Annotated in this window: 20 protein-coding genes; 15 read left to right on the top strand and 5 right to left on the bottom strand. The window is 62.9% G+C overall.

The annotated features are described in order from the left end of the window. Positions 1-181: 181 nt before the first annotated feature. From NKI37_RS23970 to NKI37_RS23980, 3 genes are all read right to left on the bottom strand, one after another. The gene (locus NKI37_RS23970; protein WP_023704042.1) at positions 182-3313 is read right to left on the bottom strand and encodes an efflux RND transporter permease subunit; all 3132 of its coding nucleotides are present in this window, start codon (positions 3311-3313) and stop codon (positions 182-184) included. Next, positions 3310-4473, bottom strand: a complete 1164-nt coding sequence (locus NKI37_RS23975; RefSeq protein ID WP_023691844.1) for an efflux RND transporter periplasmic adaptor subunit — start codon at positions 4471-4473, stop codon at positions 3310-3312. Before NKI37_RS23975 ends, NKI37_RS23970 begins: the two co-directional genes overlap by 4 nt. 171 nt (positions 4474-4644) lie before the next feature. Beyond that, positions 4645-5469, bottom strand: a complete 825-nt coding sequence (locus tag NKI37_RS23980) for a MurR/RpiR family transcriptional regulator (RefSeq protein ID WP_023671160.1) — start codon at positions 5467-5469, stop codon at positions 4645-4647. 147 nt (positions 5470-5616) lie between these two features. Here NKI37_RS23980 and NKI37_RS23985 point away from each other — a divergent pair, with 147 nt between their 5' ends. The 15 genes from NKI37_RS23985 (at position 5617) to NKI37_RS24055 (ending at position 22395) form a co-directional block, all read left to right on the top strand. Further along, positions 5617-6435, top strand: a complete 819-nt coding sequence (locus NKI37_RS23985; RefSeq protein WP_023671161.1) for an N-formylglutamate amidohydrolase — start codon at positions 5617-5619, stop codon at positions 6433-6435. Between the two features lie 17 nt (positions 6436-6452). Further along, positions 6453-7997 carry an amino acid permease gene (locus NKI37_RS23990; protein WP_352788509.1) on the top strand — a complete coding sequence of 515 codons (1545 nt, stop codon included), beginning with the start codon at positions 6453-6455 and terminating at the stop codon, positions 7995-7997. 78 nt (positions 7998-8075) lie between these two features. Beyond that, entirely contained in the window at positions 8076-9632 is a 1557-nt protein-coding gene (locus tag NKI37_RS23995; protein WP_023671163.1) for an amino acid permease, read from the top strand. A 79-nt stretch (positions 9633-9711) separates the two neighbouring features. Next, a complete protein-coding gene (locus NKI37_RS24000) occupies positions 9712-11082 on the top strand; it encodes a glutamine synthetase family protein (RefSeq protein WP_352788510.1) in 1371 nt (456 codons plus the stop codon). An 88-nt stretch (positions 11083-11170) separates the two neighbouring features. Further along, positions 11171-11626 carry a DUF7662 domain-containing protein gene (locus NKI37_RS24005; RefSeq protein WP_023695631.1) on the top strand — a complete coding sequence of 152 codons (456 nt, stop codon included), beginning with the start codon at positions 11171-11173 and terminating at the stop codon, positions 11624-11626. Continuing rightward, positions 11623-12042 (top strand): type II toxin-antitoxin system VapC family toxin, encoded by a 420-nt coding sequence (locus NKI37_RS24010; protein WP_031244335.1) that lies wholly within the window; start codon positions 11623-11625, stop codon positions 12040-12042. Before NKI37_RS24005 ends, NKI37_RS24010 begins: the two co-directional genes overlap by 4 nt. A gap of 13 nt (positions 12043-12055) precedes the next feature. Beyond that, a complete protein-coding gene (locus NKI37_RS24015; protein ID WP_023817251.1) occupies positions 12056-13441 on the top strand; it encodes an aldehyde dehydrogenase family protein in 1386 nt (461 codons plus the stop codon). Positions 13442-13459: 18 nt separating this feature from the next. Next, complete coding sequence (locus NKI37_RS24020; protein ID WP_023683212.1) at positions 13460-14632, top strand: iron-containing alcohol dehydrogenase; 1173 nt, start codon at positions 13460-13462, stop codon at positions 14630-14632. A 239-nt stretch (positions 14633-14871) separates the two neighbouring features. Then, positions 14872-15978, top strand: a complete 1107-nt coding sequence (locus NKI37_RS24025) for an ABC transporter substrate-binding protein (RefSeq protein ID WP_352794576.1) — start codon at positions 14872-14874, stop codon at positions 15976-15978. Positions 15979-16041: 63 nt separating this feature from the next. Further along, entirely contained in the window at positions 16042-16956 is a 915-nt protein-coding gene (locus NKI37_RS24030) for an ABC transporter permease (protein WP_352788514.1), read from the top strand. Further along, a complete protein-coding gene (locus NKI37_RS24035) occupies positions 16953-17744 on the top strand; it encodes an ABC transporter permease (RefSeq protein ID WP_023671171.1) in 792 nt (263 codons plus the stop codon). The genes NKI37_RS24030 and NKI37_RS24035 overlap by 4 nt, the downstream gene beginning before the upstream one ends. 30 nt (positions 17745-17774) lie before the next feature. After that, positions 17775-18839, top strand: a complete 1065-nt coding sequence (locus NKI37_RS24040; protein WP_023683214.1) for an ABC transporter ATP-binding protein — start codon at positions 17775-17777, stop codon at positions 18837-18839. Positions 18840-18991: 152 nt separating this feature from the next. Continuing rightward, positions 18992-20545 carry a cation:proton antiporter gene (locus NKI37_RS24045; protein WP_023704038.1) on the top strand — a complete coding sequence of 518 codons (1554 nt, stop codon included), beginning with the start codon at positions 18992-18994 and terminating at the stop codon, positions 20543-20545. 88 nt (positions 20546-20633) lie between these two features. Continuing rightward, positions 20634-21542 (top strand): endonuclease/exonuclease/phosphatase family protein, encoded by a 909-nt coding sequence (locus NKI37_RS24050; protein WP_352788517.1) that lies wholly within the window; start codon positions 20634-20636, stop codon positions 21540-21542. A 7-nt stretch (positions 21543-21549) separates the two neighbouring features. Further along, entirely contained in the window at positions 21550-22395 is an 846-nt protein-coding gene (locus NKI37_RS24055; protein ID WP_023683217.1) for an EamA family transporter, read from the top strand. A 12-nt stretch (positions 22396-22407) separates the two neighbouring features. On the opposite strand, the gene NKI37_RS24060 is transcribed toward NKI37_RS24055, so the two are convergent. Continuing rightward, entirely contained in the window at positions 22408-23625 is a 1218-nt protein-coding gene (locus NKI37_RS24060) for an MFS transporter (protein ID WP_023725203.1), read from the bottom strand. Positions 23626-23714: 89 nt separating this feature from the next. Further along, entirely contained in the window at positions 23715-24032 is a 318-nt protein-coding gene (locus NKI37_RS24065) for a Dabb family protein (protein ID WP_023683219.1), read from the bottom strand. Positions 24033-24048: the final 16 nt, after the last annotated feature.

Genomic DNA, 24048 nt, shown 5'->3' on the forward strand with positions numbered 1-24048 from the left:
CTTTCTACCCTCCCCCTTGTGGGGAGGGTCGACGAAGAGCAATTTTGCTCTTTCGTCGGGGTGGGGGTCTTGGCTCCTACCTCTGTTATTCGCGGGAGCGCTGGACCGACGTTAGTTGGCGCTGCACCCCCACCCCGGACCTGCGGTCCGACCCTCCCCACAAGGGGGAGGGTAAGCGGAGCTACTCCGCCGGCTCGACATTGGCGTACGCCGCTTCCTCAAGCTCCCGCTTCAGCCTCGCTTCCTCATGCGTCTTCGGCGTGACGAAGCGGCCGAGCAGGAGGTAGGCGACCGGGGTCAGGAAAAGCGTCGAGACGGTGGCGAGACCCAGCCCGCCGACGATGACCCAGCCGAGCGCGATGCGCGCTTCGGCACCGGCGCCGGCGGCCAGCACCAGCGGGACCCCGCCGAGGATGGTGCAGATCATCGTCATCATCACCGGCCGCAGGCGGATGATCGAGGCCTGCTCGATCGCCTCGCGCACGCCGAGGCCGCGGTCGCGCAGCTGGTTGGCGAATTCGACGATGAGGATGCCGTTCTTGGCCATGACGCCGACCAGAAGCACGAGGCCGATCTGGCTGTAGGCATTGAGGCTGGTGCCTGACAAAAGCAGCGCAAAGATTGCGCAGGCAAGGCCGAGCGGGACCGTCGCCATGATGATGACGGCGCTGACGAAGCTTTCGAACTGGGCGGCAAGCACCAGGAGGATGATGACCAGCGCGAAGCCGAAAATGGTGATCATGGCGCTGTTGGTCTCGCCGAGCGTCGCGGCTTCGGCCAGCGGCAGGACGCGGCTGCCCGGCGGCAGCAGCGGGGCGGCGATCTGCTCGGCAACGCCGAGCGCGTCACCCAGTGCGAAATTGCCGTTCAGGTTCGAGGTGATCGCCACCGAAGGCTGCTGCTGTTCGCGGGTCAGCGACGGCGGCACGGCGCGCTCGGTCAGCGTGGCGATGGTCGACATTGGCACGAAGCGGCCGTCGGCGGTCTTCAGGAAGATGTTTTCCAGATCGGTCGGATCATTGATCGGGTTGGTGGTCGAGACCAGCTTCACGCCATAGCTGCGGTCGGCGATGTAGACATCGACGACATCGTTGCCGTCGAGCATCGCCTGCAAGGTGTTGGCGAGCCCTGATATGTCGATGCCGAGATCGGAGGCGCGCTCGCGGTCTATGGCCACCGCCAGCTGCGGCTGCGTCGGGTCGATGGAAAGCCGCGGCGTCTGGAAGCGCGGATCGGCCTGCATCCGGGCGATGATCTTCACCGCCGCGTCGCCGAGCGCCTTGCGGTCGTTGCCGACCAGCGCGAATTGCAGGCCGTTGCCGGCGCCGCGAATGCCGAGGCTATTGGCCTGCACCGGGAAGATGCGCACGGATGGCACCTGCCGGGTCAGCTGGCTTATCTGCGCCATGATCTCCTGCTGGCTGCGCGTGCGCTCGTCCCACGGCGCCAGCGTCATCACCATGAAGCCGGAATTGTAGGCGCCGTTCTGGCCGGCGTTTTCGAAGGTCGAGACGATCTCGCCGGAATCGCGCAGCGGCTGGATCAGCCGCTCGATCTTCTGCATCTGCTGCGTGGTGTAATCGAGGCTGACGCCTTGCGGCGCGTTGATGCGCAACAGCACGACGGCGCGGTCCTCGCTCGGCGTCAGTTCCTGGCGGATGGTGCCGAACAGGCTGAAGGCGACGCCCGCAAACAGCACCGCAACCAGCAGCACGATCCACGGCGCGCCGAGGCAGGCATGCAAGGCGCGCTTGTAGGCCGCGTTCAGCGCGCCACCGACGCGCGCGCCAATGCCGTGACCGCCTTCATGGTGGAGCGATGCGCCGGTCAACATGCGCGAGGCCAGCATCGGGCACAGCGTCAGCGCCACCACGCAGGAGAGCAGCACCGACATGGCGAGGACGAAGCCGAATTCGCGAAACAGGCCGCCGGTCTGTCCCGGCAGGAAGGAGATCGGCACGAAAACGGCAACGAGCGTCAGCGTCGTGGCGATGACTGCGAAGAACACTTCTTGGGCGCCGAGCACGGCGGCGGCACGAGGCCCCATGCCTTCGTTGCGCCGTCGCACGATGTTTTCCAAAACGACGATGGCGTCGTCGACGACAAGGCCGGTCGCCAGCACCAGCGCCAGAAGCGTCAGAATGTTGATGGAGAAGCCTGCGAGATAGATGGCGGCGATGGTGCCGATCATGGCGACCGGCATTGACAGACCAGGGATCAGCGTCGCGCGCCAGTCGAGCAGGAAGATGTAGATGACGATCAGCACCATGGAGATCGACAGGCCGAGCGCGATCTCGACCTCGTGCACGGCGCCGTTGACGAAGACTGCGTCGTCGCTGGTGATCTTGATCGACATGCCCTTGGGCAGGTTTTCCTGCAGCTTGGCGACGGCTGCTTTCACTCCGGTGGAAATATCCAGCGTGTTCGATTCCGCCTGACGGATGATGCCAAGGCCAATGCCGGTCTTGCCGTCGGAGCGCAACGAGGTCTGGCCGATGTCGGGACCGAGCGTGACGGTGGCGACGTCGCGGATGCGCGTCGTGCCGCCGATGATGATGTTTTCGAATTCTTCCGGCGTCGTCACATCGGCCGTGGTGCGGACGATGAGATCCTGGTTGGTGGTGGTGATCGAACCGGCTGGTGAATCGAAAGCGACCGAGGCAAGCGCTGCCCTCAGATCGGCGACAGTGAAGCCGAGGCTGGCGAGCTTGTTCTGGTCGACATCGATGCGGAAGATCTTGTCGCGGTCGCCATAGACCTGAACGTCGGCGACGCCAGGCACGGCAGCCAGTTCGTCCTCGATCTGGTCCTGGACGATCACCGTCATGTCCTGCACCGACATGGTGTCGGAGGTGACGGCCAGTCGCATCACGGCATCGGAATTGGCATCGGCCTTGACGATGCGCGGCGGGTCGGCGGTCTCCGGTATCATGTTGGCGACACGGCCGACCGCGTCGCGCACGTCGGAGGCGGCGACGTTCAAATCGACGCCGTCGTTGAACTCGATGGTGACGCGGCTCTGGCCGAAGGAAGAGGTCGACGAGATCGACTTGACGCCGGAGACGCGGGCGACCGCGCCCTCGATGGTGTCGGTCAGTTCACGGTCGACGGTTTCGGCGGCGGCACCCTCGAAGGCCGTCGACACGGTGACCACGGCGCGGTCGACATCGGGCAGTTCGCGGATTTCGACGCCATAGAAAGCGGCAAGGCCGGCCACTGCGATCAGCGTGTTCAGCACGAAGGCCATAACCGGCCTGCGGATGAAGAGTGCGGTGAAGCCGGTTTCGCTGGCGGTGCTGACGGGTGCAGTCATGAGCCTTCGGCAGCTTCCGCGGCGCGCTGATCCTGGCCGGCGATGCGGACCGCGCCGCCTTCGCTGACGCTCTGGGTGCCTTCGGTGACGACCATGTCGCCATCCTCGATCTCAGCGTCGATCAGCACCGTCTCAGTGTTGCGCTGGATGATGCGCACGGGAACGCGCCTGGCCTTGCCGTCCTCGACCTGCCAGACATAGGCGCCGTCGGAACCCCACAGGATTGCCAGCGGGCTGACGGCCGGATAGGTGTCGCCGGGGAAGCGCATGGTGATGCCGAACGACATGCCGGCGCGCAGCGAATCCGCCGGATTGGCGATTGCAGCCTTGACCAGCAGGGTGCGGCTCTTTTCGTCGATGTGGTTGTCGATGGCCGACACAGTGCCGGTATAGGCCTTGCTCGGATTGGCGATCGGCGTCGCCGACAGTTGCGCGCCGACCTTGACGGCGGCGGCGAAGCGCTCGGGCACCAGGAAATCGACCAGGATGGAGGAGCGGTCGTCAAGCGTGGCGATCGCCGACTGGCTGGTGACGTAATTGCCGGCCGATATCGGCAGGATGCCGACCGTGCCGGCGATAGGGGCGACGATCGAACGACGCTGCAAGGCGAGTTCGGCATCCTGCAGCGCCAGTTTGGCGCCGGCCAGCACCACTTGGGCATCGGCGACGGCGACCGGGGTCGCGGCGTTGGAGGCCCTCAATGATTTCACCCGCTCGAGCTTGTCCTGGGCATCCTGCAAGGCAAGCTTGGCACGATCTTGCGAGATCACCTCGGTCTCGGAATCGAGAACAGCGATGATCTGCCCCTTGTCGACGCGGGTGCCGGATTGGACGAGAAATTCAACGAGGCGCCCAGAGCTGTATGGGTTGACCGTCACCGAGGCGTTGGCGCGGCCGGTGCCGATCGCCTGCAGGCGATCGTTGATGGTGGCGGTGGTCGCCGGCAAGGCGACGACATTTGCCGGGCGGCCGGCAGCGTTGCGGCCGCCTGCCTGTTTTGTCGTGTCGACCGCACCGGTTGTGGCGGGCGCCGAAGCATAGGTCCAGTCGATGCCCCAGCGTGCTAGAACCTCCGGCGCGCCCGGGAAGAATCGCGCCCAGGCGAGGACAGCCGCGACCAGGATCACAAGCGCAAAAACGATCTGTTTCCAGGCGGCCATCGACACTCCGGTTGGCAAAACGTCTACCGGTTTCGCCAAGCAAAAAAACGCGCAGCGACGCACCCGGTATGTGCGAAGCCGCCGCAATATCATGGCTTTATGGCAATTCTGCCGCTTCCATGCACATTAAATCTGCGTAATTTTGCGCACTTGCGGCGGGGATTGAGCGTGTCAGCGCAGGCTTTCGAGGTCGCGGATGCGCCTGGCGCTGTCGGCCTCGAGCTGCCTGGTGACGGCGCCGATCAGCGTCTCGGCGACAACGAACAGAGCGGCGGAAGAGTCCCACGCCGAAGGCACGGCGGTGCGTCCGGCAATGACATGGCGGGCGAAGCGGGCGATCGGCGATAGCCACTGGTCGGTGAACAGCACGATCTGAACGCCGCGCTGATGCGCGGTCTGGGCAAAGCGGACCAGACTGTCCTGATAGCGCCTGATGTCGAAGATCACCAGCACGTCGCGCTTGCCCATGTCGATCAGCCGGTCGCGCCAGATGCTCTCCTGGCCGGCAAGGTGATAGACATCGGGCTGGATGATGGCGAGATGGGCGGCCATGTAGCGTGCCAACGGATCGGTGAAGCGGCCGCCGATCAGGAATGTCTTGCCGCGCCGGTCGGCAAGCCTTGCGGCGATGTCGGCAAGCTGTCTGTCGGAGAGATGCCTGAAGGTCTCGCGCATATTGTCCAGCGTCGCCTCCAGCATTGGCGATACTGCACCGCTTGGGGAGGCCGGGTTGAGCGTGCGCGATGCCGGCGACTGCAATTGCGCCGCCAGTTCGTCCTGCAGCGCCGACTGGAATTCGGGATAGTTCTGGAACCCCAGCCTGGAGACAAAGCGCAGGATGGTCGGCGACGATACGCCGGCGGCGGTCGAGAACTCGGCGACCGTCTTCAGCCCGATCAGCGGATAGTTCGCAATCAGTGTCTGCGCGGCGCGGCGCTCGCCGGCCGGCATCGTGCCGATGCGGTCCGAAATCAGTTCGGCAATGCTGGAAATCATCGTTTTCCCCACCCCTGAGCCCGTCCAGACCGCTTCCCCGAAATCGCATTTGACAAAGCCGGACAAACTGTATGAAATCATCCACAGGGACGCAATGAGGCAAAATACGTAACATAAGATACAGCGCTCCCCAGGGGACGGCAGACTATGGAGAGAGCACGGCCCGCCAGCCTTGCATCGTCTGATACCGTAGGGGTGACGAACCCCGGCGGGTCCAGCCCTTTCGTGCTGACCTGCGACCACGCTTCCAACTTCCTGCCGTCCGAATTCGGCACGCTTGGCCTGCCGGCCGAGGACCTCTCCCGCCACATCGCCTGGGACCCCGGCGCGCTGCCGGTGGCGCGCCGCATCGCGACCGCCCTCGATGCGACGCTCATCGAAACCCGCATCTCGCGCCTGATAATCGACTGCAACCGTCCGCTCGACGCACCGGACCTGGTGCCGCCGGTCAGCGAGACGACGGCCATTCCGGGCAATGCCGGCCTGTCGGACAGTGAGCGCGCCGAGCGCATCGCTTTGTCGTGGCGGCCGTTCCACGACACGATCGCATCGATCATCGACGACCGGCAGGCGCGTGGGCAGGACACCCGGCTGGTGTCGGTGCATTCCTTCACGCCGGTCTACAAGGGCAAGAACCGGCCCTGGCATATCGGCATCATCCATGATGACGACCGCCGGCTGGCGTCGCCGCTGATAGCGGCGCTGCAGCGGCTCTCCGGCGTCACTGTCGGCATCAACGAGCCCTATTCGCCGGCCGACCGCGTATATTTCACTTTGGAGCGCCATGCACGCTCGCGCGGCCTTGCCTGCGCAATGATCGAAATCCGCAACGACGAGATCTCCGGCGAGACCGGGCAGCGGAAATGGGCGGATCTGCTCACGGGCATTTTTTCTGACCTGGAACCCGAGGAGGCCAAGGGTTCCCGGCGACACGCAATGGGAAAGTCAGTTCAATCGGCCAGCTAGAAAAACAGGGGACGAAAATGGCAGGACCGGACAAATCAGACGCTGAAAGATCGGAGGATGTAAAAACCCTCCATAGCATGGGCTATGCCCAGGAGTTGGCTCGCCGCATGAGCGGCTTCTCGAATTTCGCAATTTCCTTTTCGATCATTTGTATTCTGGCGGGCGGCATCACGTCCTTCCCGCTGGCCATGGCGACCGGCAGCGGCTTCGAGGCGACTGTCGGCTGGGTCATCGGCGGCGTCTTTGCACTTGTCGTTGCCGCGTCCCTTGGCCAGATCGGCTCGGCCTACCCAACGGCCGGCGGTCTCTACCACTGGTCGTCAATTCTCGGCGGGCGCGGCTGGGGCTGGGCCACGGCCTGGATCAACTTGCTCGGCCTGGTCTTCGTCGTCGCCTCGGTCAATGTCGGCGTCTACGCGCTGTTGAAGGACCTTGTCTGGTCCGGCGTGTTCGGCAACGACGTCTCCGCGTGGGGCTATCAGGAGCAGGTGATCGGCGTTGTGATCATCACGGTCGCACAGGCGCTGATCAACCATTTCGGTATCAGGCTCACCACCATGCTGACGGATTTCTCGGGCTACCTCATTCTGGTCGTCGCCGTCGTGTTGACCGCGATGTTCCTGATCTGGGGCGCAAGCTGGGATTTCTCGCGGCTCACCACCTTCGTCAACAACACCGGTGATCCAGGCGCAGGCTACGTTCCGACCGCACGGACGGCACTCGTCGCCTTCCTGATCGGCCTGCTCTACCCACTCTACACCATCACCGGCTTCGACGCTTCGGCCCACACGTCCGAAGAGACCCACAATGCCCGCGTGGCGGTGCCGCGCGGCATGATCCATTCGGTCCTGTGGTCGCTGGTGTTCGGCTTCGTCATGGCCGTTTCGTTCGTACTGGCCAGCCCCGATCTGGCAGCGACGGCCAAGGATGGCGCCAATGCCTGGTTCAATCTCTTCAACAAGCTGCCGGCACCATTCCTGCTGAAGAGCATCATTGCCATCGCAATCGTGCTGGCGAACTTCATCTGCGCTCTCGCCGGACTGACGTCGACCTCGCGCATGATCTTTGCCTTCGCGCGTGACGGCGGCCTGCCCGGTTCGTCGGTGTGGAAAACCGTCAGCCCGACATGGCGCACGCCGGTGGCGGCAATCTGGCTCGGAGCGGTGCTCGCGGTCGCAGCGACATTGTACTCGCCGGCTTTTGCCGCACTGGCGGCCGGCTGTGCATTGTTCCTCTACGTGTCCTACGCCATGCCCGTGGCCGCCGGCCTGCTTGCCGAGGGCAAGAGCTGGACCGAATTCGGCCCGTTCCGCCTCGGCATCTGGTCCAAGCCGTTCGCCGTCATTACGGTGCTTGGCGTTCTGGTGCTGATGTATGCCGGCATCCAGCCGCCCTTCGACATCCTGATCAACTATGCCATCGGCCTGATCGTTCTGCTCATGGTGCTGTGGTTCGGCATCGAATCGCGCCGCTTCAAGGGCCCGCCGATCGGCGCCGACATTGCTCGCCGCGCTTCGGAGATCGCGGCCGCGGAAGCAGCCGTCGGCCAGACGGCAGGCTAACAGCAAAGACTAGATGCTCCGGCCGGCGCAAGCCGACCGGGGCAGGGCCGGCCAGCTAAGAATGCAAAGGGGACTACAATGGCAGCACCGGGTTATTCAGACACAGACAAGGCGGAAGACGTAAAGCACCTCCATTCCATGGGCTACGCCCAGGAACTTGAGCGGCGGCTAAGCCGCTTCTCCAACTTCGCCGTTTCCTTCTCCATCATCTGCATCCTGTCGGGCGGCATCAATTCGCTGGCGCAGGCAACGTCGGGCGCCGGCGGTATCGGTATCGGCATCGGCTGGCTGGTCGGCTGCTTCGTTTCGCTCACCTTCGCGGTCGCCATGTCGCAGATCAGCTCGGCCTATCCGACGGCCGGCGGCCTCTATCACTGGGGTTCGATCCTTGGCAATCGCGGCACCGGCTGGGTGACGGCCTGGCTCAACCTGCTCGGCCTGATCACCGTGCTCGGCGCCATCAATGTCGGCACCTGGACGTTCTTCATCGGCGCCTTCGGGCCGACGCTCGGCATCGAGGGTACGCTGACCAATCAGATGATCTTCCTGGTCATCATCACTGGCGCCCAGGCGCTGATCAACCATCTCGGCATCAAGCTGACTGCGAAGTTGACCGACTTTTCGGGCTACCTGATCTTCTTCGGCTCGATCCTGATTGCTGTCGTCTGCCTGTTCTCCGCCGAGACCTGGGATTTCAGCCGGCTCTTCACCTTCCACAACTACTCGGGTGAGGCCGGCGCCAGCGTCTGGCCGTCCGTCTCGAACGCCTGGGTGTTCGCTCTCGGCCTTCTGCTGCCGATCTACACCATCACCGGCTACGATGCTTCGGCACACACTTCCGAGGAAACCATCAAGGCGGCCTCATCGGTGCCGCGTGCGATGGTGATGTCGGTTATCTGGTCGGCGGTCTTCGGCTATTTGTTCCTGGCCGCCTTCGTGCTGATGATCCCCAACATGGACGACGCCGCCAAGCAGGGTTGGAACGTGTTCTTCTGGGCCTTCGACCAGCGCGTCAGTCCCGGCCTCAAGGAGTTCGTCTACCTCGTCGTGTTCATCGCCCAGCTGTTGTGCGGCCTCGCAACCGTCACCTCGGCTTCGCGCATGATCTTTGCCTTCTCGCGTGACGGCGGCCTGCCGGGCTCGTCGGCACTGGCCAAGGTCAGCCCGACCTATCGCACGCCGGTGGCGGCGATCTGGACGGCGTCGGTCCTGTCGGTGCTGTTCGTCTGGGGTTCGACGCTGGTTTCGGTCGCCGGTACTTCGGCCTACACCATCGTCGTGTCCTGCACCGTCATCTTCCTGTTCCTGTCCTTCACCGTGCCGATCGTGCTCGGCATGCTGGCCTGGGGCACGCCGAAGTGGGACAAGATGGGACCGTGGAACCTGGGCCGTGGCATCTTCATGCTGTTCGGGGTCCTTTCCATAGTGTCGATGATCCTGATCTTCATCATCGGCATCCAGCCGCCGAACGACTGGGCGCTGTACATCACCGTTGGCTTCTTCATCCTGACGGCGATTGTCTGGTTCGCCTTCGAGCGCAATCGCTTCCAGGGCCCGCCGCTGGGCGACATCATCGCGGCGCGTCAGGCAGCGATCAAGGCTGCCGAACAGGCTGTCGGCGAAACCGGCCACTGACGTCACCATCATGGCCATGGCCGGCGTGCAGCCGGCTATGGTTTCGTCCTCAACGACCAAGCACTGGAGTGCCAAAGGAATGGCCGGAAATTTCTCGTTCGATCAGTTGAAGAAAGCGGTCTCCAGTGGCGAGATCGACACGGTGCTGGCCTGCATCGTCGACATGCAGGGGCGGCTGGCGGGAAAGCGTTTCCTGGCGCAGTACTTTGTCGATTCCGCCCATGACGAGACGCATGGCTGCAACTATCTGCTCGCCGCCGACATCGATATGGAGCCGGTGCCGGGCTACAAGGCGGCGAGCTGGTCGAAGGGCTATGGCGACTTCGTCATGAAGCCGGACCTTGCCACGCTGCGGCGGATTCCGTGGCTGGAAAAGACCGCGCTGGTGATCTGCGACGTGCTCGACCACCACACCCATGACGACCTTCCGCATTCGCCGCGCGCGATGCTGAAAAAGCAGGTCAAGCGGCTCACCGAACGCGGCTATATCGGCTACTTCGCCTCCGAGCTCGAATTCTACCTGTTCAACGAGACCTACGATTCCGCCCGCAAGAAGCACTGGCAGGGGCTCGACACCGCGTCGCCCTATATTGGCGACTACCAGATCGGCATCACCACCAAGGAAGAAGGTGTCATGCGCCGGCTTCGCAACGAGATGGAAGCGGCGGGCATTCCGATCGAAAACTCCAAGGGCGAATGGGGCCCGGGCCAGGAAGAGATCAATGTGCGCTATGCCGAGGCGCTCGACATGGCGGACCGCCACGTCATCCTGAAGAACGGCGCCAAGGAGATTGCCGAGTCCGAAGGCAAGTCGATTTCCTTCATGTCGAAATACAATTACGGGCTCGCCGGTAATTCCAGCCACATCCACAATTCGCTGTGGAGCGCCGATGGCAACACGCCATTGTTCTTCGACAAGAAGGCGGACTGGACTTTGTCCACGCTTGGCCAGCAATGGGCGGCTGGGCAACTGAAATATGCCAGGGAGTTTACCTGGTTCCTGGCGCCCTACATCAACTCCTACAAGCGCTTCCAGGCCGGCACCTTCGCACCGACCAAGATCATGTGGAGCGAGGACAACCGCACCGCCGGCTTCCGCCTGTGCGGTGAGGGCACCAAGGGCATCCGCATGGAATGCCGCATCGGCGGCGCCGACCTGAACCCCTATCTCGCTTTCGCGGCGCTGATCGCCGCCGGCCTTGCCGGCATCGACGAGAAGCTCGAACTGCAGAAGCCATTCGTCGGCGATGCCTACCAGGCCTCGCGCCTGCCGGAGATCCCGAAGACGCTGCGCGACGCCACCGAGACGCTGGCCAAGTCGAAGATGCTGAAGCAGGCGCTCGGCGACGATGTGCTCGAACATTATGTCCACACCGCAAAGTGGGAGCAATTCGAATACGACCGCCGCATTACGGATTGGGAACTGCACAGGGGGTTCGAGAGGTATTAAACTTTATACAGCTTTAATGTTGACACTGTAGTGAAGTTAGTACCATATGGTACCTGTAACTGCAGTGCGCTACATTGAGGAGTTTGCAATGTCCAAATATGCGCCGCTCAAGGACTTTCTCATTGCCCAAAATGTCGATCGCGTTCCGATGTCATTCGCCGAAATCGAGAGAGTGCTCAATCTGCCGCTGCCCGCATCGAAGCAATACCCTGCATGGTGGAGCAACAATCCGAGCAACAATCCCATGACAAGGGAGTGGCTTGAGGCTGGGTTCGAAACCGAATCCGTCAATATAGGGAGTGGGAAACTGGTATTTCGCCGCGTTCGCAAAGTACCCATTTCGGCGCCGCCCAGTGGTAGCGTGCCTGCCGCGCCAAAGGAGGCGCGCGCGGATCGCCACCCCGGTTTTGGTTTCATGAAGGGCCTGATAACAATCGAAGCCGGATTTGATATCACCAAACCTTTCGATGACGAGCCATGGGACCGGGGCTATCTGGGCGGTGAGGCTGACGCGCGTGACGGCAAACTTGCGGTGCGTAAATGAGCGAAGAGCCAAACCTGCTTCTGGATACATGTGCGATGATCTTTGTCGCCAACGATAGTCTGATCGATCCGCACGCAAGCCGGGAGATTTCGGAAGCGGCCTATGACGGCCGTCTGTATCTTTCGCCGATGTCGGCATGGGAGATCGGAATTGGCGTAGCCAAGGGCCGGCTCAATCTGCCATTGGCGCCACTCGACTTCGTGGAGAGATTCATCGAGCGAATGTCGGCAAAGCTCAGCGCTATCTCACCAGCCATTCTGATTGCGTCATCCAACCTGCCCGGTCCGCCCCATAGTGATCCCATGGATCGGATACTGATGGCAAGTGCGAGAGCGTTGGACATGGTTCTGGTGACGCGTGACGAGCCCATCCTTCGCTATGGCCGCAATGGCCATCTGCGCACCCTAGCCTGCTAACTTGGAGTATCCTTTGGAAACCGTAAAACTCAAGTCGCCCATCGATGGTTCCATTTACGCCGAGCGGCCAATCGCGACCGACCAGGCGATCAATGCCGCGGTCGAGCGCGCCAAGGCGGCGCAGGAGAAGTGGGCGCTGACGCCGATCGTCGAGCGCGGCAAATTTATGCTGGCGATGCTCGAAGCGCTGGTCGCGATGACCGACGAGATCGTGCCGGAGATCGCCTGGCAGATGGGGCGACCGGTGCGCTATGGCGGCGAGTTCGGCGGCGTCAGGGAACGCACCAATTACATGGTCGAGATCGCTGAAGCCGCGCTGAAATCCGTGCCGGCATCCAACCCGAAGGACGGCTTCCGACGCTATGTGAAGAAGGATCCGCTCGGCGTCGTCATGGTGATCGCGCCGTGGAACTATCCCTATCTGACCGCCGTCAACACCATCGTGCCGGCACTGATGGCCGGCAATACCGTTATCCTCAAACATGCGGCGCAGACGCTGCTGGTCGGCGAACGGTTCCAGCAGGCGTTCGACAAAATTGGGCTGCCCAAGGGCGTGTTCCAGAATGTCGTGCTGAACCATTCCCAGACCGAAAAGCTGCTCGGCTCGGGCAAGATCGACCATGTCAATTTCACCGGTTCGGTCGGCGGCGGCCGCGCCATCGAGAAGGCGGCGGTCGGCACCTTCATGACGCTCGGGCTCGAACTCGGCGGCAAGGATCCGGCCTATGTGCTGCCCGACGCCAAGCTCGACCATGCGGTGGCCAATCTGGTCGACGGCGCCTTCTACAATTCCGGCCAGTGCTGCTGCGGCATCGAGCGCGTCTATGTGCATGAGAAGGTCTACGACCAGTTCGTCGAAGGTTTCATCGCCGAGACGAAGAATTATGTCGTCGGCAATCCGCTGGAACAGGCGACGACAATGGGGCCGATGGCGCAGGCGCGCTTTGCCGACCTGATCCGCGAGCAGAAGGCCGAGGCGCTGCGCAAGGGTGCAATCGCACACATCAGTATGAAGGTGGCTAACGACAAGGCCGGCTCGCCCTATCTGGCGCCGGAAGTGCTGACCGGCGTCGACCACCAGATGAGCGTCATGCGCGAGGAAAGTTTTGGCCCGATCGTCGGCATCATGAAGGTGCGTAACGACGAGGAGGCGATCGCGCTGATGAACGACAGCCCCTACGGGCTGACCGCTTCGATCTGGACCGGCGATATCGAGCATGCGGTGGCGATCGGCGACCGCGTCGAGACCGGCACCGTGTTCATGAACCGCTGCGACTACCTCGATCCGGCGCTGGTCTGGACCGGCGTCAAGGACACCGGCAAAGGCGTCGCCCTTTCGGCGCTCGGCTACGACAATCTGACCCGGCCGAAATCCTTCCATCTGCGCGAAGCCATCTGATTTTTTGAAAGACAAGACATGTCCAAGCTGATCTCCAAATGGAACTACCCGACCACCGTCCGCTTCGGTGCCGGGCGCATCAAGGAACTGCCTGAGGTGCTCGCGGCCACCGGCATTAAGCGGCCGCTTTTCGTCACCGATCCGGGGTTGGCGAAACTGCCGGTCGTCGCTTCGACGCTGAAAATCCTCGACGACGCCAAGGTATCCTATGGCGTGTTCTCCGAGGTGAAGCCGAACCCGGTCGATTCCAACCTCACCGCCGGGATCGCCGTGTTCAAGAAGGGCAAGCATGACGGCGTCATCGCCTTCGGCGGCGGTTCAGCGCTCGATCTCGGCAAGCTGATCGCGTTCCAGGCTGGCCAGACGCGGCCGATCTGGGACTTTGAGGATGTCGGCGACTGGTGGACGCGCGCCAATTCGGATGCCATCGCGCCGATCATAGCCGTGCCGACCACTGCCGGCACAGGCTCGGAAGTCGGGCGTGCCGGCGTCATCACCAATGAGGCGACGCACACTAAGAAGGTGATCTTCCATCCGAAGCTTTTGCCGGCAATCGTCATTGCCGATCCGGAACTGTCGGTCGGCATGCCCGGCTTCATCACCGCCGGCACCGGTATGGATGCGCTGGCGCACTGCCTCGAAGCCTATTGCGCGCCGGGCTATCACCCGATGGCCGACGGCATTGCGGTGGAAGGTGTGCGCCTGGTGTTCGAGAACCTGCCCAAGGCCTACGCCAACGGCAAGGACCTTGTCGCGCGCGCCCACATGATGAGTGCGGCCGCCATGGGTGCTGCCGCCTTCCAGAAGGGTCTTGGCGCCATCCACTCGCTGTCGCATCCGATCGGCGCGCTCTACGACACCCATCACGGCATGACGAATGCGGTGTTCATGCCCTATGTCTTGGCCTTCAATCGCGACTCCATCGAGGAGCGGATTGCCCGGCTCGCTGCCTATTGCGGCATCAAGGGTGGCTTCGACGGCTTTGCCAAAGCGATCATCAAGCTGCGCAAGGAATTGAAGGTGCCGCATGCGCTGCCCGATCTGATCAAGGGGCTCGACATGGACAAGAAGCGCAAAGGGCTGATCGCCGACATGGCGGTGGTCGATCCGACCGCCGGCGGCAACCCGGTCAGGCTGACCAAAAAGGCGGCGCTGACGCTGCTCGAGAACACTATCGCCGGCACTGTCTGAGGCGGTTTCTGCGCCGGACGTGATCTAAAAACGAAGGGAAAGGAAGGGCAAGGGGGCAAAAAGCAAGGCAATAAACCATTAGCCGGGAAATTAAGTCGAGGCTAATTGCTACAGCCGGTTAAAAAGAGTTAACTTTTCGTACCGCCGGGGGCCAGTTTCAAAAAGCTTTCATCTGGCTGTCATATGAAACCGATACCGCATCGCAGGCGTCCAGGACGCCAGTTCAACGGAGAGAACACATGTTCAAGTTCACAGGGAAAGTGCTTTCCCTTTCGGCCGTCGCCCTCATGGCGACCTCTGCTATCTCGTCGGCCCAGTCCATGGATGAACTGGTTGCCGCTGCGAAGAAGGAAGGCCAGCTCACGACCATCGCGCTGCCGCATGACTGGTGCGGCTACGGCGCCGTCATCGACGGCTTCAAGGCAAAGTATCCTGAGATCACCATCAACGAACTCAACCCCGATGCCGGCTCCGGCGACGAGGTCGAGGCGATCAAGGCCAACAAGGACAACAAGGGCCCGCAGGCGCCCGACGTCATCGACGTTGGCCTGTCCTTCGGCCCGACCGCCAAGGCTGACGGCCTGATCCAGCCCTACAAAGTGTCGACCTGGGACTCGATCCCCGACAGCGCCAAGGATGCCGATGGTTACTGGACCGGCGACTACTATGGCGTGCTATCCTTCCTGGTGAACAAGGACCTCGTCAAGGAAGCGCCTGCTGACTGGGCTGACCTGCTGAAGCCGGAATTCGCCAACACCGTGGCGCTTGCCGGCGACCCGCGCGCCTCGAACCAGGCCATCCAGGCCGTCTACGCGGCCGGCATTTCCGGTGGTGCGGCTGCCGGCGAAGCTGCTGGCACTGCTGGTCTCGACTTCTTCAAGAAGCTTAACGCCGCCGGCAATTTCGTGCCGGTCATCGGCAAACCGGCGACCCTGGCACAAGGCCAGACGCCGATCCTGGTGACCTGGGATTACAATGCACTTGCCGGTCGCGACACGCTGAAGGGCAATCCGCCCGTCGACGTCGTCGTGCCCAAGACCGGTGTCGTTGCCGGCGTCTATGTGCAGGCGATCAGTGCTTTCGCACCGCATCCGAACGCTGCCAAGCTCTGGCTGGAGTATCTCTACTCCGACGAAGGCCAGATCGGCTGGCTGAAGGGCTATTGCCACCCGATCCGCTTCAACGATCTTGCCAAGAACGGCAAGCTCCCGGCGGACGTGATGGCCAAGCTGCCGCCGGCCGAGGCTTACGCTGCCGCGGTGTTCCCGACGCTGGACGAGCAGGGCAAGGCAAAGGAAGCCGTCACCAAGAACTGGGATGCCGTCGTCGGCGCCAACTTCAAGTAAGGCTTGAAACCAACCGGGCGGCCTCGCGGCCGCCCGGTGTTCCTCGGAGACGGTAGCCGGCGCATGACAGATATCTCGCTTTCCGATCACGCAGTTGCCGGGAAGACCGCGCCCCCCAGCGAGGCGCGTGCAATGCGACTGCCGACGCAATGGCTCGGCGTTGCGCCATTCTTCATCTTCGCCATCATGTTCCTGATCCTACCCACGCTTTATCTGATGCTGGGTGCATTCCAGAACGATGCCGGCGAATTCACGTTCGAAAACATAGCAGCACTGGCGCAGCCATCGATTGTCGCCGCCTACTGGATCTCGCTCAAGGTCAGCCTTTCCTCGTCGCTGATCGGCGCCTTCGCAGGTCTCGGCATCGCCATCGCCATCGTGCGCGGCGGCCTGCCGGATTGGATACGTTCGGCGACGCTGACATTCTCCGGCGTGGCTTCCAATTTCGCCGGCGTACCGCTGGCTTTCGCCTTTATCGCCACGCTCGGCCGGCTGGGCCTTGCCACGGTGCTGCTCAACACCGTGTTCGGCCTCAACATTTATGCGCACGGCTTCAACATCCTATCGTTCTGGGGCCTGACGCTGACCTATGTCTATTTCCAGATTCCCCTAATGGTGGTCATCATCACGCCGGCGATCGACGGCTTGAAGAAGGAGTGGGGCGAGGCTGCGGCGACGCTTGGCGCCACCCAGACGCAATACTGGCGCATGGTGGTCATCCCGGTGATCTGGCCGAGTTTCCTCGGCACGGTCATCCTGCTCTTCGCCAATGCCTTCGGCGCCATCGCCACCGCCTATGCGCTGACCGGCTCTTCACTCAACATCGTGCCGATCCTGCTCTATGCGCAGATACGCGGTGACGTGCTGCACAATGCCCATCTCGGCTATGCGATCGCCTTCGGCATGATCGTCATCACCGGGCTGGCCAATGTCTTCTACATTTGGTTCCGGACGCGCTCGGAGAGGTGGCTGAAATGAAGTCCGGAAAATTCTGGGCCTGGGTCGTCTTCGGGCTGGGCGCGGCCTATTTCTTCATTCCGCTGATCGCGACGGTGGAATTTTCCTTGCGCATGCGGCGCGGCGCTTATTCCTTCGACGCCTATCAGATCGTGCTTGGCGACCCTCGTTTTCAGGCGACCTTTGGCTACTCAGTGCTTGCCGCCATCTTCACCATCATTCTGGGCGTGTTGATCGTGGTGCCCGCCGCCTACTGGATTCGACTGCGCCTGCCGCAACTGCGGCCGATCGTAGAGTTCATCACGCTGCTGCCGCTGGTCATTCCCGCCATCGTCATCGTCTTCGGCTATATCAGGATGTACGGTTCGAATTCGCCGCTGCCGTTCCTGGCGACCGACATGGGCACAAATGCCTTGCTGGTCATCGGCTATGCAATGTTGGCGCTGCCCTACATGTATCGCGCGGTCGATACCGGACTGCGCACCATCGACGTCAGGACGCTGACCGAAGCGGCGCAGATCCTTGGCGCCGGTTGGGGCACGATCATTGGTCGTGTGATCCTGCCCAATGTGCTGATCGCCGTGCTGTCGGGCGCCTTCCTTACCTTCGCCATCGTCATTGGCGAATTCACCATGGCCAGCTTGCTCAACCGGCCCGCCTTCGGCCCCTATCTGCAAAACGTTGGCGCCAACCGCGCCTATGAGCCGGCGGCGCTTGCCATCATCGCCTTCGCCATCACCTGGGGCTGTATGTCGCTGATCCAGATCCTGTCCCGTTTCGCGCCGAGATCGGCGAACCGCCCGAACTGATCGACAAAGTACTGATCGAAAGAAAAAGCCATGGCCGAACCATTCCTCTCCATCCAGCATGTGCGAAAATCCTTCGGCGCCACCACCGTGGTCGAAGATTTCAATCTTGATGTCGAGCCGGGCGAGTTCGTTTCCTTCCTTGGGCCATCGGGTTGCGGCAAGACCACCGTGCTGCGCATGGTCGCCGGTTTCGAAGAGCCGTCGGCGGGCAAGATCGTCGTCGCAGGCAAGGACATCACGAGGCTAAAGCCCAACCAGCGCAATGTCGGCATGGTGTTCCAAGCCTATGCGCTGTTCCCCAACCTGACGGTGGCGCAAAACATCGGCTTTGGCCTGAAGGTCGCCGGCATGCCCAAGGCGGACATCGACAGACGCGTGGCCGAGATGCTCGACATCATCAAGTTGCCGCAGATGGCAGACCGCTATCCCTATCAGCTCTCGGGCGGCCAGCAGCAGCGTATCGCGCTGGCGCGTGCCATTGCGCCGAAGCCGAAGCTGCTTCTTCTCGACGAGCCGCTGTCGGCGCTCGATGCCAAAGTACGTGTGTCGTTGCGCGAGGAAATCCGCTCGATCCAGAAGAAGCTCGGCATCACCACCATCTTCGTCACCCATGACCAGGAAGAGGCGCTGTCGATCTCCGACCGCATCGCGGTGATGTATGGCGGCAAGGCCGAGCAGGTCGGCACGCCGTTCGAGATCTACAACCGGCCGGCGACCAAGTTCGTCGCCAATTTCGTCGGCACGCTGAACGTGCTCGAAGGCAAGGTCACTGACGCCGCGGCCGGCACGGTGCAAGTCAACACGCAGGAAGTCTCGCTCAAGGGCAAGCTCAACGGCTCGAAGTCCGGTGACACCCTGTCGCTGGCGCTGCGTCCCGAGGCGATTTCGCTAGGGCGCCAGCCCGGTCGCGATTCAAGCCTGTCGGGCGAAATCTCCGAAGTGCACTTCCTCGGCTCGGTGATCCGCGTTCGCGTCGGCATCGGCGGCAACACGGTGTCGCTCGACACCTTCAACAGCCCGGCCACACCACCGCCGGCTGTTGGCGAGAAGGCGGAGATATCGTTTTCATCGAGCGACATGCTGGTGCTGCACTAGTAAAAGCAGCATCCCAAGGGAACCGAGACGGTCGAATCAGGCCAGCGCGATGAACGGCCGTATCCTGCCAAGGTCGGGCGTTTGCTGGACAATCAACAGCATCTTGCCATCCAGCCACTGCCCATGATGCCGCTTCGCCGCTACGATGGGCCATGGCGCTATTCGAACTTACCCTCATCCTGCTTCTGGCTGCCGTCGCGCTGACGGCGCTGTCGCGGCGGCTGGAAATTCCCTATCCGTCCCTGCTGGCTCTGGCCGGCGTCGCGATTGCCTTCGTACCCGGTGCGCCGACGATCGAGATCGATCCGGAGCTGGCGCTTGCCCTGTTCATCGCGCCGGTGCTTCTCGACGCCGCCTATGACACGTCGCTGCGCGACCTCAAGCGCTACCGGCTGTCGCTCGCGTTGCTCGCGCTAGGCGCCGTGGTCTTCACCACCGTGGTGGTTGCCTTGGTCGGCTGGAAGATGGCCGGCCTGCCGATCGCGGCGGCAATCGCGCTTGGCGCCATCGTCGCGCCACCGGATGCGGTGGCCGCATCCGCCGTGCTCAGCCAGTTCAAGGTACCGCACCGCATCACCGCCATCCTGCAGGGCGAGAGCCTGCTCAACGATGCCACGGCGCTGCTGATCTACCGGCTGGCGGTTTCGGCGGCGCTTGGCACGATCATGCTCAGCAACGCCGTTCCGGTGATCCTGCTGGCAACGATCGGCAGTGTGATCGCGGGCTATCTGTTTGGCCGCGTCTCGCTGCTGGCGCTCGGCCGCATCGAGGATGCGGCGAGCAGCACGGTGGTGCAGTTTGCCGGAACCTTCGCCGTGTGGATCATCGCCGACAGGCTCGGCCTTTCCGCCATCATCACCATCGTCGTCTATGCCATGACCATTGCGCGCAGGGCGCCGCGCCAGTCGTCGGCGAGACGCCGCGTCAGCACCTATTCGGTCTGGGAGTCGGCGGTGTTCGTGCTCAACGTGCTGGCTTTCGTGCTGATGGGCCTGCAGGCACGCACGATCGTTGGCAGGCTGGCCGGCGACGGGCAAGGCGAAGCATTCCTTTTCGCCGCAACGGTGCTGGTCGTCGTTATCGTCGCGCGCCTTGTCTGGGTGGCGAGTTACGTCGCGATCATCCGGTGGCTTGCCCGCTTCGGCAGCCAAGAGGCAAGGCGGGAATTGCCGACGTTCGGCGGCGCCGTCATTGTCGGCTGGTGCGGCATGCGTGGGTTGGTGACGCTGGTGGTGGCCATTGCGCTGCCGGCCGATTTTCCCGGCCGCGACCCGATCGTGCTTGCCGCCTTCGCGGTGGTGCTGGGCACGCTGGTGCTGCAAGGCATGACGCTGAAGCCGCTGCTGCGCTGGATCAACTTCGACCCCGATAGAACCGTCGACAATGAGGTGGCGCAGGCGCGCGTCGCCATCATGCAGGCAGCACTGGACGTGCTGAGCCGCAAGACATCTGCGGCCGCCGCCGTCGTGCGCGAACAGTATGAAGCGCAGCGCCTGATTGCGGAAAACCCGGAGGACGCTCAGGCCGCGACCGAATACGACCGGCTGCGCCTCTATGCCATCAACCGCCAGCGCGACACGCTCGAGGAGTTGCGCAGCAACGGCACGATCGGCGACGAAGCCTACCACCGGCTGGAGGAAGAGATCGACTGGGCCGAACTGGCGGCATCGCCGGCGGGCCGGTTCCAGCCGCTGACCACATCATAGACGCTGGCCCAGTTCCGCCGTCGTGCCGGTACATTGCAACCCGTCTGCCGAACCGCTACTGCCAAAGCGAAATTGAGCCGGATAAGCAATGAAGCTGGTCAGCTACAACATCCAGTACGGGTTCGGCGGCGATGGCCGTTACGATCTTTCGCGCTGCACCAAGCTGGTCGACGGCGCCGATATCATCGCGCTGCAGGAGGTCGAGCGGCATTGGCAGCGCACCAATGAGGACGACCAGCCGGAGCTGCTTTCCCGCCTGCTACCCGGTTACCACTGGGTCTATGGCCCGGCCTTCGACATGGATGCCAGCGAGCGCCGCGACGGCCGGCTCGTCAACCGCCGCCGGCAGTTTGGCACAATGCTTCTGTCGAAATTGCCGATCGCCTGGTCGCGGCTGCACGCGCTGCCGATGCGCCGCACGCTGCGGCCGCTCAACACGCGCAACGCCGCGCTCGAATGCATGATCCGCACGCCGGCCGGACCGGTAAGGGTCGTGTCGCTGCATCTCGCCCATATCGCGGCGGAGGAGCGTCTGGAGCAGATCGACTATCTCTTGGCCGAGCATCGCCGCGCGCCGTCCGAGGGCGGCCCGTGGAGCGGCGCGGACGATGAGCCTTCGCGCAACTGGACCAGTGGCGAGGCAGAGCCGGAAAACCCGACAGCTGCGATCTGGATGGGCGATTTCAACATGGAGCCGGGCAGCGCCGAATACAGCCGCATCGTCGGCAGCACGCCCTATCATCGCGGGGCAGCTTATCTCGACGGCTTTGTTGATGCCGCTGCCGTCGCTAGCGAGCCGGCTGCCGATTTCCACACCCATGTGAAAACGATCGACGGGAAAGTGGCAAAACGCCGGCTCGACCATTGCTTCGTCGGCGGTATGTTCGCGGACCGTGTGCGCTCGGTCAGTGCCGATATAGGCGAGATCGCTTCAGACCATTTTCCGGTCCGGATCGATATCGATCTCGAAACGCCTTTGAGCTCGGGAGATCGGTGAGCCCTCGATGACGCTTTTCGTCTTTTTCGCGGTGCTTGCCGCCGCCGCCATGCACGCGATCTGGAACGCGCTGGTCAAGGTGCATCTCGATCGCTTCCTGTCGATCACGCTGATGACGCTGGGCATGGGTTTTGCCGCACTGTTCGTGCTGCCCTTCGTCGAGTTTCCAAAGGCCGCGGTATGGCCCTTTATCATCGCCTCGGTGCTCTTTCACATGGGCTACCGGACCTTCCTGATCGGCGCCTACAAGGCCGGCGATTTCGCCCAGACCTATCCGCTGGCGCGCGGCACGGCGCCGCTTTTGACCGCCCTCGGCGGCGTTGTCGTGGTGCAGGAGATGCCGGCGCCGTTCGCCATCCTCGGCATCCTGCTGCTGTCGGCCGGCACGCTGGTGATGTCGTTTCGCGGCGGCGCGCATCTGGAGCGGATCAATGTGCGGGCGGTCGGCTTTGCGCTCGGCACTTCGATCTTCATATCCAGCTATACGCTCTCCGACGGCAGCGGCGCGCGGCTGGCCGCAACGGCAACGAGCTATGCCGCATGGCTGTTCATCTGCGATGCCACGTGGGCGCTGGTGCTGTGCCTCATCTTTCGCGGGCCCAAGGCGCTGCCCGTGCTGGCGCGTGACTGGAAGGCAGGCCTGTTCACCGGCGTGCTCAGCGGCGCGGCCTACTGGATCGTCATGTGGGCGATGACCAAGGCGCCGATCGCCTCGGTGGCGTCGTTGCGCGAGACGTCGATCCTGTTTGCCATGATGATCTCGGTTTTCGCGCTCGGCGAGAAGATGACAGGCTGGCGCGGCGCCGCCGCGCTCAGCATCGTCGCCGGTGTCGTGGCCCTCAGGCTGGGCTGAGATTCTGATACTTCAGCCGAGCACCGTCATCACCTGTCCGCGCCGTTCCGGACTGAAGCGGATGACGAGGATGATGCAGACGGCGACCACGCCGGCAAACAGCGCCAGCGCGTAGCCATAGCTGCCTCCAGACGCCTCGGCGATGCCGGCCTGGTAGGGACCGCCATAGGACGCCGCGAGATTGCCGGCCTGGTAGATGAAGCCGGGCAAGGTTGCCCGCACGGCGCCGGGCGACAGCTCGTTAAGATGCACCGGGATGACTCCCCAGGCGCCCTGCACCGCGACCTGCATGACGAAGGCGCCGATGGCCAGCATGAACGGTGTCGAGCTGAAGGCCCAGAGCGGAATCGAGGGCAAGGCAATCAGGCAGGCGAGCGTTATCGCGTTGACGCGGCCGATCTTCTCCGACAGTGCGCCGAACGCCAACCCGCCGACGATGGCGCCGATATTGGCGACGATGGTGATCCAGCTCACCGTGTGCGGGTCGAAGCCATGCTGCTTCTTGAGGAAGGTCGGGTAGAGGTCCTGCGTGCCGTGGCTGAAGAAATTGAAGAACATCATCAGCACGACCGCATAGACGGCGACGCCCCAGTGCTTCTGCAGCGTTTCAAGAAGGCCAGGTCTGACGGATTTCTGCGCCTCGACGAAGGCCGGCGATTCCGGCACATGCGAGCGGATGAAGAGCACGATCAGTGCCGGCAGGAAGGAGAGCAGGAACATGGCGCGCCAGCCGATCGTGTAACCACCGATCGTCTGCTGGTAGAGCACGCCGTAAACCACTGCCGCCAGAAGGTAGCCGGTGGGATAGCCGCATTGCAGGATGCCCGAGACCATGCCGCGGGCACTGGGCGGAATGGACTCCATGGCGAGCGAACTGCCCAACCCCCATTCGCCGCCCATGGCGATGCCGAACAGAGCGCGCAGCGCGAGGAAAATGCCGAGATTGGGCGAGAAGGCAGCCAGCGCGCCGATCACCGAATAGCTGACGATGTTGAGCATCAGAATGGGCTTGCGCCCATATTTGTCGGCCAGCCTGCCGAAGAAGAAGGCGCCGATGAAGCGTGTCGCCAGCGTCAGGAACAACGCCTTGGAGACTGCCGGGACGTCGGTGTTGAATTCGGCTGCGATATCGGTGAGCAGGAAGGTCAGAAGGAAGAAATCAAAAGCGTCGAGCGTCCAGCCGAGGAAGGAGGCGAGGACGGTTTTCTTCTGCTGCGCGGTGAGAGCCACGACGTTCCTCCTAAGCGCCCCCGGAGAACGATATGTTCCTTGGGGCGCAAAAGAGAACAGGCGTCAGCCGGCTTTCGAAAGAAGCGCGGTCACTTTTTCGTAATGTCGAGATCGAACACCATCAGCCCGTCGGTGCCGCCTTCAAGCGCTGCGACCAATCGGGCGCCGGCGCGCTGATGCGCTTCATGCACGAGATAGGCGTCGCGGGCGGCGGCATCGCGGAAGTCGATGGTGAAGGCATGGCTGAAGCCGCGCGCGAACGGCTCCGGGCTGACATTGGTGCTGAAATGGACCGTGTCCATGCCGTCGACAACAGAGCGCAGTGCTTCGAGATCGGCGTGGATTGCCGTGCGCTCGGTGGCGGGCACATCGCTGCGGAAGCGTACGAAGACGCAGTGTCTGATCATTGGTTCGTTCTCCTAA

Origin of the sequence: Mesorhizobium sp. M0626, from assembly GCF_040320665.1 — a bacterium.
In the GTDB taxonomy this organism is placed as follows: domain Bacteria; phylum Pseudomonadota; class Alphaproteobacteria; order Rhizobiales; family Rhizobiaceae; genus Mesorhizobium.

What these genes read in the sequence shown, in the direction of transcription:
- NKI37_RS24030 (WP_352788514.1), top strand. Translation starts at nt 16,042, where the DNA reads ATGACAGATATCTCGCTTTCCGATCACGCAGTTGCCGGGAAGACCGCG.
- NKI37_RS24045 (WP_023704038.1), top strand. Translation starts at nt 18,992, where the DNA reads ATGGCGCTATTCGAACTTACCCTCATCCTGCTTCTGGCTGCCGTCGCG.
- NKI37_RS23985 (WP_023671161.1), top strand. Translation starts at nt 5,617, where the DNA reads ATGGAGAGAGCACGGCCCGCCAGCCTTGCATCGTCTGATACCGTAGGG.
- NKI37_RS24000 (WP_352788510.1), top strand. Translation starts at nt 9,712, where the DNA reads ATGGCCGGAAATTTCTCGTTCGATCAGTTGAAGAAAGCGGTCTCCAGT.
- NKI37_RS23990 (WP_352788509.1), top strand. Translation starts at nt 6,453, where the DNA reads ATGGCAGGACCGGACAAATCAGACGCTGAAAGATCGGAGGATGTAAAA.
- NKI37_RS24005 (WP_023695631.1), top strand. Translation starts at nt 11,171, where the DNA reads ATGTCCAAATATGCGCCGCTCAAGGACTTTCTCATTGCCCAAAATGTC.
- NKI37_RS24035 (WP_023671171.1), top strand. Translation starts at nt 16,953, where the DNA reads ATGAAGTCCGGAAAATTCTGGGCCTGGGTCGTCTTCGGGCTGGGCGCG.
- NKI37_RS23975 (WP_023691844.1), bottom strand. Translation starts at nt 4,473, where the DNA reads ATGGCCGCCTGGAAACAGATCGTTTTTGCGCTTGTGATCCTGGTCGCG.
- NKI37_RS24020 (WP_023683212.1), top strand. Translation starts at nt 13,460, where the DNA reads ATGTCCAAGCTGATCTCCAAATGGAACTACCCGACCACCGTCCGCTTC.
- NKI37_RS23995 (WP_023671163.1), top strand. Translation starts at nt 8,076, where the DNA reads ATGGCAGCACCGGGTTATTCAGACACAGACAAGGCGGAAGACGTAAAG.
- NKI37_RS24010 (WP_031244335.1), top strand. Translation starts at nt 11,623, where the DNA reads ATGAGCGAAGAGCCAAACCTGCTTCTGGATACATGTGCGATGATCTTT.
- NKI37_RS24065 (WP_023683219.1), bottom strand. Translation starts at nt 24,032, where the DNA reads ATGATCAGACACTGCGTCTTCGTACGCTTCCGCAGCGATGTGCCCGCC.
- NKI37_RS23980 (WP_023671160.1), bottom strand. Translation starts at nt 5,469, where the DNA reads ATGATTTCCAGCATTGCCGAACTGATTTCGGACCGCATCGGCACGATG.
- NKI37_RS24025 (WP_352794576.1), top strand. Translation starts at nt 14,872, where the DNA reads ATGTTCAAGTTCACAGGGAAAGTGCTTTCCCTTTCGGCCGTCGCCCTC.
- NKI37_RS24040 (WP_023683214.1), top strand. Translation starts at nt 17,775, where the DNA reads ATGGCCGAACCATTCCTCTCCATCCAGCATGTGCGAAAATCCTTCGGC.
- NKI37_RS23970 (WP_023704042.1), bottom strand. Translation starts at nt 3,313, where the DNA reads ATGACTGCACCCGTCAGCACCGCCAGCGAAACCGGCTTCACCGCACTC.
- NKI37_RS24050 (WP_352788517.1), top strand. Translation starts at nt 20,634, where the DNA reads ATGAAGCTGGTCAGCTACAACATCCAGTACGGGTTCGGCGGCGATGGC.
- NKI37_RS24055 (WP_023683217.1), top strand. Translation starts at nt 21,550, where the DNA reads ATGACGCTTTTCGTCTTTTTCGCGGTGCTTGCCGCCGCCGCCATGCAC.